Below are 13,420 nucleotides of genomic sequence, written 5' to 3'. Positions count from 1 at the left end.
GTCATAGCTCGGCGTGGCGATCGGCAGCCTTGTCAGCGTTGCGTTGTTCAGGTTCATCGCGCTAGCCACGATTGTCCAACTCCTCCCCGGACCACAGCTCGGGGGCTACAGCACGGTAACGATGCCTACGTTAGCCGGGAACCTGCACCTGCCCGGTCGATAGCATCAGGACATCAGCCAGAGCGTGCCATGAGTCGGTGATGGCGACTGCGCCGGCATCAATCAATTCCGCACGGCGGCATGGGCGTTCGTCGGCGGGCACGAACATCAGATTGCCGACGGTGAGGTAGCCGGCCGCGACCGCAGAGGTAACGCCGGCCACGGAATCTTCAATGGCCAGACCTTGGTCGGCGTCGACGTCCAATACCTGGCCGCTGTGCAAATACACCGCGGGGTCGGGTTTGCTCGTCGGCACTGGAAGGGAATCTTCGGCGCTGAAACGCACAGCCGCCGGGATGAGCGAATCAAGCCCGGTGGCGGTGAAACAGGACTCCAACCGCTTGGTGGCACTGGAGCTGACCGCCGCCAACGCATAACGCGACGCGAGGGCTTGCAGCGGTTCGAGCACCCGCGAATCTGGTTTCAGGGTGACGGCCAGATGCGCGGTGACCGTTTCGCGTTCATCGCGCACCCACCGTTCGAGTTCGTCGGCGCACAACGCCCGACCGGCTGCGATGTCGCTGTCTGACGCGACAATCGCCGCGGGACGGCTATCTGCCAGCGTCTGCTCCATCGGCACGTCGCACAGCACAGCCAGGTCCATGGCGGTGTTGCGAAAGTTCTTCCCGACGGCCTGCTTGCGCAGTTCCTCGGCGGTCAGCGGAGCGGTCACGCCGAACCTGGCCAGGAACCGATTGGTCACCTCGACGGACGCGGCGAAAGCCGGTCTCTCCGAAGGGAAGAGGTTGTCGTCGGCGTCGCAAAGCAAGGTGGTGATTGGTGCGGAGTCGAAGGGGCGCACAGTGCTTATTCCTCGGCCTATGCCTTTGTTCACGACACCAGCTCCTGCACATCGTCCCGCAACGCTCGACGCAGCGTGGGTATCACCCCGCGCTGATCGATGTTGTCAACCATGCCGCTCAGCCGCTCCGCGAAGTGGGGAACCAGCCGTAGTTCGGTGAAGATTTCATGCCGCAGCAACGGATCCGGATTGTTGCCTGCCATGGTCGCCAACTTAGTCAGCAGCGCTGCCTGCGGATCGTCGATCCGGAATTTGCGGCCCCTGAGGTCGTAGCCGCGCAGATAGCGGGCCCACCCGGCGATGGCCAACATCAGCAGCGTGTGTGGTCTATCCTGCGCGATCGCCTCCTGCAGGGACGGCAGTAGGAACGAGGCAATCTTTGTCGATCCTCGCCGGGCCAACCGCGGCAACTGGTCGCTCATCCTCGGATTGCTCAGCCGAGCGAGCAACGTTTGGCGATAGCTTGGCGTGTTCATCCCGGGCACCGCCGGTAGCAGTGGCTGAATCTCATCGCGCATGAGTTGCTCGACGTAGTCGAAGATGACGCGGTCCCTCATCGCTTCGTCGGTGCGCTGGTAGCCGGCGAGCATGGCCAAACAGGCGAGCGCGATATGGCTTCCGTTGAGCAGGCGGGTCTTGACCAGCTTGTGGTTGCTGACATCCGACACGAACTGGGCACCGACCTCGTCGAGCGGTGGACGGCCGTTGCTAAACGTGTCCTCGATGACCCATTGGCAAAACGGTTCTGTCACCACCGGCAACCTGTCGGTGACACCGAAGGTGTCCTCGACGAATTGACGCTCCGAGTTCGAGGTTTGCGGGGTGATGCGGTCGACCATTGTGGAGGGGAATGCGACATGTCTGTCGATCCAGCGAGCCAGCCCGGGGTCTTTCAGTGCGGCGAACGACACCAGCGCGGTCCGCGCTGCTTGGGTGTTGTCGGCAACGTTGTCGCAGCAGAGCACGGTGAACGGGGCAATGCCGGCGCGGCGACGCCGGTCGAGCGCCTCGGCCAGGTATGCCCACGCGGTGGCATAGCAATTCGACGCGGACAGATCGGCACGCACGTCGGGATTGGCGACGTCGAACTCCCCGGTAACCGGATCCAGGAAGTACCCGTTGCCGGTAATGGTCAGGCTGACAACGCGGGTTTGGCGATCAGCCAGAGCCGCGCGGACCGCAGCACAGTCGTGCGGCGCGAAGTGCACGGAGCCGATCGAGCCGACCACGCGGGCGGTTTGGCGGTCATGGCCGCGTTGCACAACGGTGTAAAGCCCGTCTTGCGCCGACAACAATTCTTTGACGTCGCGGGAGTGCAGGCTGACGCCGGTGACACCCCACTGGTTCGAAATGCCCAGGCCGGCAAGGTCATCGAAGTAGACGGCCTGATGGGCGCGGTGAAAATTGCCCGCCCCGATATGAACAACACCCCGCTGCAGGGCCGATCTGTCGTAGGTCGGCACGTCGATCCGTTGCGAATGTAATCGCAATGTGGCGTTGCTCAGCGGAACGCCGGTCGTGCGGCCATGGGTAGCGACTCTCGATAGGCAGTCGGTGCACATAGCTCGCCGAATCTACCCATGGTGAAGGTAGTTGGCTAAGCGAGTTGGGCACCGCTGCGTCCGGTATTGCCGTCGTACAGCCGTTTCACCGGCACCGTGAGTTTCGCCACACCAAGGCCCGCACGCGTAGGTTTACACCATGGCACCGCTGGTGAAATTGACCAACGCCGACAAGGTGCTTTATCCGGCAACGGGAACAACCAAGGCCGACATCTTCGCCTACTACACCAGCATCGCCGAGGTGATGGTGCCGCACATCGCCGGCCGCGCGGCTACTCGCAAGCGCTGGCCCAACGGCGTGGCGGAGCCGTCGTTCTTCGAAAAGCAGCTTGCCTCCTCGGCGCCCGACTGGCTCCCGCGCGCCAGCGTCACGCACCGGTCCGGGACGACCACCTATCCGATCATCGACAGCGACGACGGGCTGGCGTGGATCGCGCAGCAGGCCGCACTCGAGGTACATGTGCCGCAGTGGCGCTTCGAAGCCGAGTGGACGCGCAAAGGCGAACAACTCAAGCCCGGCCCGGCGACCCGTCTGGTGTTTGACCTCGACCCCGGCGAGGGTGTGACGATGGCCCAGCTCGCCCAAGTGGCCCGCGCTGTTCGGGACCTGATGACAGATATCGGGCTCGCAACGTTTCCGCTTACCAGCGGCAGCAAGGGGCTGCACCTGTATTGCCCGCTGGACAAGCCGGTGAGTAGCCGGGGCGCGGTGGTGTTGGCCAAACGTGTTGCGCAGCAACTGGAAAAGGCGATGCCCAAGCTGGTCACTTCGACGATGACCAAAAGTGTGCGAGCGGGCAAGGTGTTCCTGGATTGGAGCCAGAACAACGGGTCGAAGACCACCATTGCGCCGTATTCGCTTCGTGGGCGCGAGCATCCGACCGTCGCCGCGCCGCGCAGCTGGGAGGAGCTCGACGACAAGAAGCTTCGCCATCTGCGCTATGACGAAGTCCTGAAAAGGGTGCAGCGCGACGGAGACCTGCTGGCAGCACTGGACGCCGATGTGCGAACTCCGGACCGGCTGACCAAATACCGCGGCATGCGCGACGCGTCGAAAACACCCGAGCCGGTGCCTACCGCGAAACCGGCTGTCGGCCAAGGTAATACCTTCGTCATACAGGAGCACCACGCACGCCGGCTGCATTACGACTTTCGCCTCGAACGCGACGGAGTGCTGGTGTCGTGGGCGGTGCCGAAGAACCTGCCGGAAACCACCGCCGTCAATCACCTGGCGGTTCACACCGAGGATCATCCGTTGGAGTACGGCGGCTTCGAAGGCACCATTCCGAAGGGGGAGTATGGCGCAGGCAAGGTGGTCATCTGGGATTCCGGCACGTACGAGGCGGAGAAGTTCAATGACTCCGCCGAAAAAGGAGAGGTGATCGTCACGCTGCACGGTCAGCGGATCTCCGGGCGTTACGCGCTGATTCAAACCAATGGCGACCAGTGGCTCGCACACCGGATGAAGGACCAGAAGGTTTTTCAATTCGACGAGCTGGCCCCAATGCTTGCCACCGAGGGTTCGGTGGCGAAATTGAAAGCATCGCAGTGGGCTTTCGAGGGCAAGTGGGACGGTTACCGACTCCTGGTCGACGCCGACCACGGCGAGGTGCGGCTGCGGTCACGTAACGGACGCGAGGTCACCAAGGAATACCCGCAATTGCGTTCGCTGGCAGATGATCTCGGCGATCATCATGTCGTGCTCGACGGTGAGGTCGTCGCCCTCGATGCTTCCGGTGTGCCGCGATTCACCGAAATGCAGAATCGGGCGCGCTCCACCCGCATCGAATTCTGGGCGTTCGACCTGCTGTATTTGGATGGGCGGTCGTTGCTGCGGGCCCGCTACCGGGATCGGCGCCAGCTGCTGGAAACCCTCGCCGAGGCAGGCGGTCTGATCGTGCCCGAGCTGCTACCTGGCGACGGCGCCGAGGCGCTGGACTACTCACGCAAGCACGAGTGGGAGGGCGTGATCGCCAAGAAGCGCGACTCCACCTACCAGCCGGGTCGGCGCTCGGCGTCGTGGCTCAAGGATAAGTATTGGAGCACCCAGGAAGTCGTCATCGGCGGCTGGCGGGCCGGCGAGGGCGGGCGCACCAGCGGCATCGGGTCGTTGCTGATGGGGATTCCGGCCGCGGGTGGGCTGCATTTCGCCGGGCGGGTCGGCACCGGGTTCACCGAACGCGACCTGGCCAACCTGAAGAAAACGCTGGCGCCGTTGCACTCCGACGAATCTCCTTTCGACGCGCCGCTTCCCACGAAAGATGCCAAGGGCGTGACGTTTGTGAGGCCGACACTGGTCGGGGAAGTCAGATACAGCGAATGGACATCTGACGGTCGGCTGCGCCAGCCCAGCTGGCGTGGGCTGCGGCCCGACAAGGAACCGAGTGAGGTGGTGCGGGAATGAAATGGGTGACGTTTCGAGACGGCGACGGCGAGCGGGTTGGGGTGCTGTCCGATGATGCGATCTACCCGGTGGCGCCCGGCGTGAGCTTGCTCGAACTGATCGGGCACGGCGCCGCCGGTCTCCAGGAGGCAGGGGAGGACGCGCTGCGTTCGGCGCCCGCCGTGCCGCTCGACCAGGTGACGCTCGCGGCGCCGATCCCGCAGCCGCCGTCGATCCGGGATAGTCTGTGTTTTCTCGACCACATGCGCAACTGTCAGGCCGCGATGGGCGGCGGCCGAGTGCTCAAGGACACCTGGTATCGGATACCCGCGTTCTACTTCGCCTGCCCGTCGACCATTCTCGGCCCGTATGACGACGCGCCGATGGCGCCCGGAAGTGCTTGGCAGGACTTCGAATTGGAGATCGCCGCGGTCATCGGAACCGCAGGGAATGACTTGTCGGTCGCCGAGGCCGAACAGGCAATCGTGGGCTACATGATCTTCAACGACTGGTCGGCCCGTGACTTGCAACAGCTGGAAGGCCAACTGGCGATCGGGCAGGCAAAAGGCAAGGACCGCGGCGTCACCCTGGGCCCCTACCTGGTCACGCCCGACGAACTGGAACCGTACCGCCGCGACGGCAGGCTGGCCCTCGAGGTGACCGCACTGGTCAACGACGCGGTGATCGGGTCCGGGTCGACCGCGGCGATGGATTGGAGCTTCGCGGAGGTGATCTCCTACGCCTCACGCGGCGTGATGCTGAGGCCGGGCGATGTTTTCGGATCCGGCACCGTACCGACCTGCACACTGGTCGAGCACCTCGACCCGACCGCGCCGGAGTCCTTCCGCGGTTGGCTGCACGACGGCGACGTCGTCACGCTCAAAGTGCAGGGGCTGGGCGAAACCCACCAAACCGTCCGCAAAACCCCTGCACCGCAACCATTACCGGCGCGGTCCAACCCCGATGCCGTTCCCGTCGCGCAGCGGGTCAACCCGGCGCCGGCGAAAATCCCGTACACCCGCGGGTTACACCAAGTCGGCAACCGGGTGTGGGCGTGGATGCTGCCGGACGGCGGATACGGCTGGAGCAACGCCGGACTGGTCGCCGGCGACGGCGCGTCGTTACTGGTCGACACCTTGTTCGACCTGGGGTTGACCCGCGAAATGCTCACCGCGATGGCGCCGGTCACCGACCGCGCGCCGATCACCGACGCGCTGATCACCCACTCCAACGGTGACCACACCCACGGCAACCAACTGTTGGATTCCTCGGTGCGGGTGATCGCCGCCAAGGGCACCGCGGAAGAAATCGCGCACGGCATGGCGCCCGAGATGCTGGTGATGACCCAGACCGCCGACCTGGGTCCGGTCGCGACCCGATATCTACGAGACCGGTTCGGCCCCTTTAACTTCAGCGGTATCACGCTGCGTAATGCCGACCAAACCTTCGATGACCATCTCAGCATCGAGGTTGGCGGCCGTGAGGTGCGCCTGCTCAATCTCGGCCCGGCGCATACCGCGGCGGACTCGGTTGTGCACGTGCCGGACGCCGGGGTGCTGTTCGCCGGGGATCTGCTGTTCATCGGCTGCACGCCGATCGTGTGGGCCGGTCCGATCGCTAACTGGGTCGCGGCCTGCGACGCGATGATCGCGTTGGACGCGGCGACGGTCGTGCCCGGCCACGGCCCGGTCACCGATGCGGACGGTATCCGCGCGGTGCGCGGCTATCTGGTCCACGTCGCGGAGCAAGCCGAAGCCGCCTATCGCAAGGGCCTTTCGTTCGTCGAGGCAGCCGATCGCATCGACCTGGGCGAGTATGCGCGCTGGCTGGACGCGGAACGCGTCGTGGTCAACGTGTACCAGCGTTACCGCGAACTCGATCCGGGCACACCGCAATTGCCGGCGATGGGCTTGCTGGCGATGCAGGCCGAGTGGTTCGCCAAGCACTCATGAGACGCCGAACGACATGGCCACATCGCGCATTTAGTGCACAAGTTTGCGCCGACCGCAGCGTAAACAAGCAGGTCATCGCCTTACGGTCCTCCCAGATCGCCAATCGTGAGCCAAGTCAGGTCGCGTCTGCATAGCTGTCACATCAGCCCCAAGGGTCACTGGGTTAGGAGGGTGATCGTCTTTCGATTTTGAGGGCACATGGGATATCACCACGTCGAAATGCGGTGCGGTGATATCACCGGCGTATCGAATTGCAGCATCGGGTAGTGCCTAGGTGCTGGTGCGGAAGTTACCTGTGTGACGCGACTTGTCTCAAATTGGCGCCTGGCTGCGGTGCAGTCGATCTCGCTATCTGGATAGCGTTGAGCGACACCATGTTTCGTTAGGCCGAATGGTTCGGCAAGCATTCATGAGGCGCCGAACGACAATTTTGCCTACGTTTGCTGTATGACCGCTGTGGAATTGGTAACGCTCGAGGACAACCCGGGAAGCAAGATCGCTTGCGTCACGTTGAACCGGCCCGAGCGCTTAAACGCCATCGACGGATCGCTGATCGACGCCATGGACGACGTGCTGGATGTGCTCGGCGGCGGCGAGTTCCGCGCCGCGATTCTGACCGGCGCGGGGCGCGGGTTCTGCGCCGGCGCTGACCTGAGCGGTACCGGTGAGGCCTGGACGAAAACAACGCCGCAAACCCCGGCGTTCAAGGTCAACTATGACGCCCAGGTTCGGCTGGCCGATCTCTACACCCGGCTTTATGAACTACCGATACCGGTGATTGCCGCGGTCAACGGCGTCGCCGTCGGCGGCGGGCTGGCGTTCGCGCTGCACTGCGACATCCGGATCGCCTCGGAGGAAGCGCGATTCGGCTCGGTCTTCATCAAGGCGGGGTTCTCGTCGATGGACATGGGCACCAGCTACCTGCTGCCGAAGATCGTCGGCGCCGGGGTGGCTCGGGAGCTGATGCTGACCGGTCGGATCATCGACGCCGACGAGGCGTACCGGATCGGGTTGGTGCACGAGGTGGTGGCACCGGACGAGCTGATGACGGCAGCGCTGAACATGGCCCGCTCGATCGTGGCGAACAACGCCTACGGGGTATGGCAGACCAAGATCGGCCTCAACACCGCGTTAGATGCGCCAAGTCTGCGGCATGCCAAAGAGATTGAGAATCGCACCCAGATCCTGAGCGGGTTCACCAACAACCCAATCGAGGCCGCCAAGGCGCATCAGGAGAAGCGGGCGGCAGTGTGGGATCCCCTGTAGCCGTTAGGCTTTGGCGATTACTTTCTCGGCGAAGCGCTCCAGGTTGCGGATCTTGGTGTCGAGCGGCTCGGTGTCGGGCCCGATGATGTAGGGGACGCGAAAGCCCACGATGACGTCGGTGACGCCTTTATCCTCAAGGCGTTTGACGCCGTCGAGGGTGAAACCGTCGGCCGAGATCACGTGAATTTCGAACGGGCCGTCCTTGCCTTCCTTCTCGCGAAGCTGCTTGACCCGTCCGATCAGCCGGTCGAGTTCTTGTGGGTCGCCACCACCGTGCATCCAGCCGTCTGCGCGGGCCGCGCGCCGCAGCGCGGCGTCGGCGTGTCCGCCGATCAGGATCGGGATCGGTTGGGTCGGAGCGGGGGTCATCTTCGTCTTGGGTATGTCGTAGAACTCGCCGTGAAACTCGAAATAATCGCCGGTGGTCAGCCCGCGGATGATTTCGATACATTCGTCAATTCGTTTGCCGCGCTTGGCAAACGGCACACCCATCAACTCGTAGTCCTCGGGCCACGGGCTGGTGCCCACGCCCAGGCCCACCCGGTTGCCGATCAGCGCGGCCAGCGATCCGGCCTGCTTGGCCACCAGCGCCGGCGGGCGGATGGGGAGCTTGAGCACGAAGAAGTTGAACCGCAGCGTCGTCGTCACCGCCCCCAGGGCAGCGGTCAGCACGAACGTCTCGATGAACGCCTTGCCGTCCAGAAATTCGCGGTTGCCGTCGGGGGTGTACGGATACTTGGAGTCCGACTCGAACGGATACGCGACGCTGTCGGCGATCGTCATGCTGGCGTACCCGGCGGCCTCGGCGGCCTTTGCCAGCGGAATATAGAACGTCGGGTCGGTCATCGCCTCCGCGTAGCTGAACCGCACGTCGTCTCCTGTCGTCAGGGCCATCCGTTGTGAGCAAATACTAGAACGCGTTTCAGGTGGAGCCTGAGTACCGTTTGCCACCGTCCCAAACCATGAATAGCCCTTGGTCCAAGTGGCCCGTCACCTCGTCGAGTCAGAGCGCCCTGGGTGATCGCCGACACGGAGCAACTTCGAGAATTCGGTTAAAGCCGGTTTTCCGGGCCGATGACCGCCCAAACCGTCTTCCCCGACGGTGTCGGTGTGCTGCCCCAGGCCCGGCACACCGACGCGACGATCGCCAGACCAGAAACGCGCTCGCCCCCCCGGCACGGATCCTCATGGCGGGCCGCCGGCCGTGAGCTGCTGTCCCGCACCGAGATGGTTACCGTCGCACGGTCGGCTTCCAGCATCAATACCGGCGCGCTGGCCGTGTGCTGCAGCGCGTTCTCGACGAACACGTTGCCAATGATCGTGGCTACCGGGATGAGCTCGACCTGGGACCACTCGGCCAGCCAGGCGGCCACCAATTCGCGGGACCTGCGGAGGCTGGCAAGTGACGCGGGCAGTTCAGCCCGAACCCGTCGCCGGGCAGGCCGACCGTCGGTGAGAGCACTCAATGCTGCTTCGACAGTCGCATAAACAGGCACATAGCGTGTCACACCTTTGCGTGCAATCGCGGCCCGGCGTCCCGCGTTCCCACACACCAGAATGATCGGAACATCCGGCCAGGTGTGCACATGCCAGCGCGCGCTGGTGAACACCGACAATGCGGAGGACGCCTTGACATCGAGTCCGTTGACGTCGACGAGGACCGCTCGCGGCTCATCTAGCGCGGCTGCTATGACGGCGTCCCGCAGCCGCAAGTAGGTGCTGCTGTCCAGGACACCCTCGACGGTGAGCAGATAGACAGTTCCCGCGGTTTCCGCGGCAACTACCAAATCGCCGGTCCCCCTAGGCACCGTGCTCCGTTACGCTCGCCACTGTTGCGGGGTTACCCACATGAATGCTGCGGCAATCGTGTTACCGGGCAGCCGGCCAGATTATCTGCGTCGGCTGGTCAGCTCGATGTCCTCCAGCGCGAACGGCGGCAAGCCCACGCCGGCGATCGTGTGCGTGCCCTGCGGTGTTTCCTCGATGATGCGCGCCGGCGCACTACGCTCGCCCACCGCCAAGGTCACTGTTCGGGCCCGGGCCATGTCCTCCGGCAATTTGTCGAAAATGGTTCCCTGCCAGTGATATTGGCCGTCGATCGGGTCGACATGGCCGATCAGCTGGACGCGCACGTGTGTGCAGGTGGCGGCGGCCGTCAGGGTTGCCTGCCCGTCATAGGTGTCGTCGTGCACACCTTCAGACGGCGAGGAAATTTCGAATGCGGATGCCACTATGCGTTGGTTGCGCCGATGCAGGTGGACGCGCTCGTTGAACACTTGTTGGCTGCTGCGGCGCACCTCAATGCGTCTGTGCCCCTTCAAAAGCTCTAGGCATTCGATGACGTCGTGCAACGTTGCTTCGAAGTTGGGCCCGTCCACCATGAAGTAATTCGGGAAGCCGTGAATCGCGATCCCGAGGTAGGGTTCGGTGCCGTCAATCCAACCTTGCTGGATGGTCTGGCCACGGGCGCCAACCAGCGTCTCAGGTGGCAGACCGGCGCGGACGGCGAACCCGGTGCCGTAGACGATGGCATCGGCGTCGTGGTGAACACCGTCGGCGGTGCGGATGCCCGCCGCAGTCACCTCGTTGACCGGTGACGTCACGAGTTCGGGCTGGCGACGCAGATAACGCCTGGCCCGCCGCGTTTGCCGGATGAACCGCCGCGGCGGAAGTGCAAAAACCTTGACCGCTGCGCCCGATCTGGTCAGTCGGCCGATCAATTGCCCGGCGCTGGCGTCTGCGCCGATCACCGCGATGCGCTGCCCGGCCGCGTCGAAATCAGCAGGCGGCGCCGCGGCATGAAACCAGACGCCGCGGAAGTCCCTGCGGCCGACCAGATCCGGAATCCACGGAACGAAGGGCGATGTACATGCGATCACTATCCGGCTGCGGCAGTGCTGCCCGTCGACGGTGGTCAGTGTCCAGGTGTCGGTGTGGTCGTCGAACACCGAACTGATCACCTCGCCGTCCAGCGTCGGGAAGCCGGCGAGGTCACCGCCGACGACAATGACGTCAGGGGTCATATGGACGTCACAAAAACTTGGTACGCGTCCAGGCGCGGCGCGCGAACCGTCCCATCAAGCCCACCTCGGTCAAAAACGCGGCCAGCGGAGCGAATCCCGCCACCTGGACCTCGTGGCGATGCGGGCTGTTGCGTGCGGCCCTCCGGGCCTGTCGGCCGTCCAGCCCCGCGCGCCGGTAGGGAATCGGGTTGGTGAACAGGTAGCGGAAGAACCAGCCGCCCAGCCCGTTGACGTTGCCGACGAACCAGCGCTCCGGCCGTCGCATCCGCGGTGCCCGCTTGCGCAGGCCGTCACGGGCGAACTGGATGTGGCGGGCCTCTTCGGTGACATGAATTCGCATCAGGCGCTGGATGATTGGCTGCAGCTCGGGGTCGTCCATCATCTGCCGCTGCAGCGAGTCGAATATCTCCTCGCCGATCAGCGCGGCCACCCAGAGCACCGACCCGCGGAAAAAGAACGGCAGCGCGTTGATGATGATCCGGTGGTAGAGCCGCGGGCAAACGGGCTTGGCGCCGACCCGCTCGATGGCCTTGCCGAACATCACCATGTGGCGGGTTTCGTCGCCCAGTTCGGTCAGCGCGTAGTGCGATGACCGGGTGGTCGGGTCTTGGTGCATGAGTCTGCGCAACAGCGCCTGGTTGAGGATGTTCTCGAACCAGATACCCGCCGACAGGGTGTTCACCAGCTCCTGTCGCGACAGCTCGATGCGCTGAGCGCGGGTCATCTGGTCCCAGATCGGCGTGCCGTACAGCGACACGGTTCGCGGTGGCAGGAAGAACTTGTCCGGGTCCAGCGGCGCGTCCCAGTCGATATCGACGACCGGGGCATAGGACTTCTTGACCGAGCCCTTGAGCAGGCGGTCGGAGAACTCTTCACGGCTGGTGCCGACTGGCTTCACGGGAGTAGTCATCGGCGGGGCTCCTCTTCATCGCTGAAGGTGTCGATACCGATGGTACCGGGTACCGATGGTTTCGACTAGTTCCCATTCCGTGCGACGCGCGCCGTGGCAGGATCTGAAGCCATGGGACCGTTTCTCATCCGCGCCGCGTTGACGGGATTTGCCCTGTGGCTGGTCACCCTCTTCGTTCACGGGCTCAGCTTTGTCGGCGGCGACACCAGGTTGGAGCGGGTCGGGATCATCTTCGTCGTCGCGGTGATCTTTGGTCTGGTCAACGCGTTCATCAAGCCGATCGTGCAGATCCTGTCGATCCCGCTCTACATCCTCACGCTGGGCCTGTTCCATGTCGTGATCAACGGGCTGATGCTGTGGATTACGGCGTGGATCACCGCTCACACCACCCATTGGGGCCTGGCGATCGACCACTTCTGGTGGACCGCGATTTGGGCCGCGATCGTTTTGTCGATCGTCAGCTGGGTGCTGTCGCTGGTGGTCCGTGACGTGCAGCGCAGCTCTCGGCGCTGATCGGCACACTGGATGCATGCCTGAACTGCCCGAAGTCGAAGCATTGGCCGACCACCTGCGTCGCCATGCCGTCGGCAGCACTATCGGGCGCGTCGACGTCGTCGCGTTCTCGGTGCTCAAGACCTTCGACCCGCCGATCAACGCGCTGCACGGGTTGACCGTCATCGGCGCTGACCGGTGGGGCAAATACCTCGGTCTGCGGGCGGGCGAACTGATCATGATCACCCATTTGTCCCGGGCCGGCTGGCTGCGATGGTCGGACAAGCTGGCCGCCGCGCCGCTGCGGCCCGGCAAGGGTCCAATCGCGCTGCGTGTCCACTTGGGCGCTCCTGGCGAGGCGCCAGGGTTCGACCTTACTGAGGCGGGCACCCAGAAGCGGTTGGCCGTGTGGCTAGTGGACGACCCGACGCAGGTGCCTGGTATCGCCACGCTCGGGCCGGATGCACTGCAGATCACGGTCGACGAGTTGGCTGGTCTGCTGGCCGGAAACACTGGCCGGACCAAGTCCGTCATTACCGACCAGAAAGTGATCGCCGGTATCGGCAACGCCTACAGCGACGAGATCCTGCACGTCGCGAAGATCTCGCCGTTCGCCACGGCGGGAAAGCTCTCTGATGGGCAGCTAGCTGCGCTGCACGACGCAATGCTGTCGGTGCTGACCGACGCCGTGACTCGCTCGGTCGGCCAACAGGCCGCCACGTTGAAGGGCGAGAAGCGCTCCGGCTTACGGGTACATGCCCGGACCGGTTTGCCATGCCCGGTGTGCGGCGACACGGTGCGCGAAGTGTCGTTCGCCGACAAGTCCTTCCAGTACTGCCCGACCTGCCAGACCGGCGGCAAAGTGCTGGCC

11 protein-coding genes and 1 pseudogene are annotated in these 13,420 nt (G+C 64.2%); 6 read left to right on the top strand and 6 right to left on the bottom strand.

Features of this window, described 5'->3' with window-relative positions; genetic code table 11:
* Positions 1-130: 130 nt before the first annotated feature.
* Both WB785_RS17350 and WB785_RS17345 read right to left on the bottom strand, forming a co-directional pair.
* Positions 131-982 (bottom strand): HAD family hydrolase, encoded by an 852-nt coding sequence (locus tag WB785_RS17350; protein WP_424080546.1) that lies wholly within the window; start codon positions 980-982, stop codon positions 131-133.
* 8 nt (positions 983-990) lie between these two features.
* Positions 991-2,523, bottom strand: coding sequence for a mannitol dehydrogenase family protein (locus WB785_RS17345; protein WP_424080542.1), 1,533 nt, complete (start codon positions 2,521-2,523; stop codon positions 991-993).
* A gap of 139 nt (positions 2,524-2,662) precedes the next feature.
* Between WB785_RS17345 and WB785_RS17340 the strand changes: the two genes are divergently transcribed.
* The 3 genes from WB785_RS17340 (at position 2,663) to WB785_RS17330 (ending at position 8,124) form a co-directional block, all read left to right on the top strand.
* Entirely contained in the window at positions 2,663-4,927 is a 2,265-nt protein-coding gene (locus WB785_RS17340; protein ID WP_424080541.1) for an ATP-dependent DNA ligase, read from the top strand.
* On the top strand, positions 4,924-6,858 hold the full coding sequence (locus WB785_RS17335; protein ID WP_424080540.1) for a fumarylacetoacetate hydrolase family protein: 1,935 nt from the start codon (positions 4,924-4,926) through the stop codon (positions 6,856-6,858). Before WB785_RS17340 ends, WB785_RS17335 begins: the two co-directional genes overlap by 4 nt.
* Positions 6,859-7,314: 456 nt before the next feature.
* On the top strand, positions 7,315-8,124 hold the full coding sequence (locus tag WB785_RS17330) for an enoyl-CoA hydratase/isomerase family protein (RefSeq protein WP_424080545.1): 810 nt from the start codon (positions 7,315-7,317) through the stop codon (positions 8,122-8,124).
* 3 nt (positions 8,125-8,127) lie between these two features.
* Here the strand turns inward: WB785_RS17330 and WB785_RS17325 are convergent, their stop codons facing one another.
* The 4 genes from WB785_RS17325 to WB785_RS17310 all read right to left on the bottom strand — a co-directional run bounded on the left by WB785_RS17325 (position 8,128) and on the right by WB785_RS17310 (position 12,057).
* Positions 8,128-8,994, bottom strand: a complete 867-nt coding sequence (locus WB785_RS17325; RefSeq protein ID WP_424080544.1) for a TIGR03619 family F420-dependent LLM class oxidoreductase — start codon at positions 8,992-8,994, stop codon at positions 8,128-8,130.
* A gap of 182 nt (positions 8,995-9,176) precedes the next feature.
* Complete coding sequence (locus WB785_RS17320) at positions 9,177-9,932, bottom strand: STAS domain-containing protein (RefSeq protein WP_424080539.1); 756 nt, start codon at positions 9,930-9,932, stop codon at positions 9,177-9,179.
* An 81-nt stretch (positions 9,933-10,013) separates the two neighbouring features.
* Entirely contained in the window at positions 10,014-11,147 is a 1,134-nt protein-coding gene (locus WB785_RS17315; protein ID WP_424080538.1) for a DUF4873 domain-containing protein, read from the bottom strand.
* Positions 11,148-11,154: 7 nt separating this feature from the next.
* A complete protein-coding gene (locus WB785_RS17310) occupies positions 11,155-12,057 on the bottom strand; it encodes an AurF N-oxygenase family protein (protein WP_424080537.1) in 903 nt (300 codons plus the stop codon).
* A gap of 111 nt (positions 12,058-12,168) precedes the next feature.
* On the opposite strand from WB785_RS17310, the gene WB785_RS17305 reads away from it, so the two are divergent.
* The 3 genes and pseudogenes from WB785_RS17305 to WB785_RS17295 form a co-directional block, all read left to right on the top strand.
* Complete coding sequence (locus WB785_RS17305) at positions 12,169-12,570, top strand: phage holin family protein (RefSeq protein WP_424080536.1); 402 nt, start codon at positions 12,169-12,171, stop codon at positions 12,568-12,570.
* Between the two features lie 16 nt (positions 12,571-12,586).
* Positions 12,587-12,829: pseudogene (locus WB785_RS17300) on the top strand (DNA-formamidopyrimidine glycosylase family protein); the annotation flags it as partial.
* 153 nt (positions 12,830-12,982) lie between these two features.
* The coding region (locus WB785_RS17295; protein ID WP_424080543.1) for a zinc finger domain-containing protein at positions 12,983-13,420 on the top strand (438 nt) is incomplete at its 3' end.

Origin of the sequence: Mycobacterium sp., from assembly GCF_049585075.1 — a bacterium.
Classification (GTDB): Bacteria; Actinomycetota; Actinomycetes; order Mycobacteriales; family Mycobacteriaceae; genus Mycobacterium.
This window is presented reverse-complemented; position numbering and strand designations above follow the sequence as displayed.

Bases quoted from the DNA above. Each gene is read 5' to 3' on its own strand.
- WB785_RS17345 (WP_424080542.1), bottom strand. From the start codon at position 2,523: ATGTGCACCGACTGCCTATCGAGAGTCGCTACCCATGGCCGCACGACC.
- WB785_RS17340 (WP_424080541.1), top strand. From the start codon at position 2,663: ATGGCACCGCTGGTGAAATTGACCAACGCCGACAAGGTGCTTTATCCG.
- WB785_RS17335 (WP_424080540.1), top strand. From the start codon at position 4,924: ATGAAATGGGTGACGTTTCGAGACGGCGACGGCGAGCGGGTTGGGGTG.
- WB785_RS17315 (WP_424080538.1), bottom strand. From the start codon at position 11,147: ATGACCCCTGACGTCATTGTCGTCGGCGGTGACCTCGCCGGCTTCCCG.
- WB785_RS17310 (WP_424080537.1), bottom strand. From the start codon at position 12,057: ATGACTACTCCCGTGAAGCCAGTCGGCACCAGCCGTGAAGAGTTCTCC.
- WB785_RS17305 (WP_424080536.1), top strand. From the start codon at position 12,169: ATGGGACCGTTTCTCATCCGCGCCGCGTTGACGGGATTTGCCCTGTGG.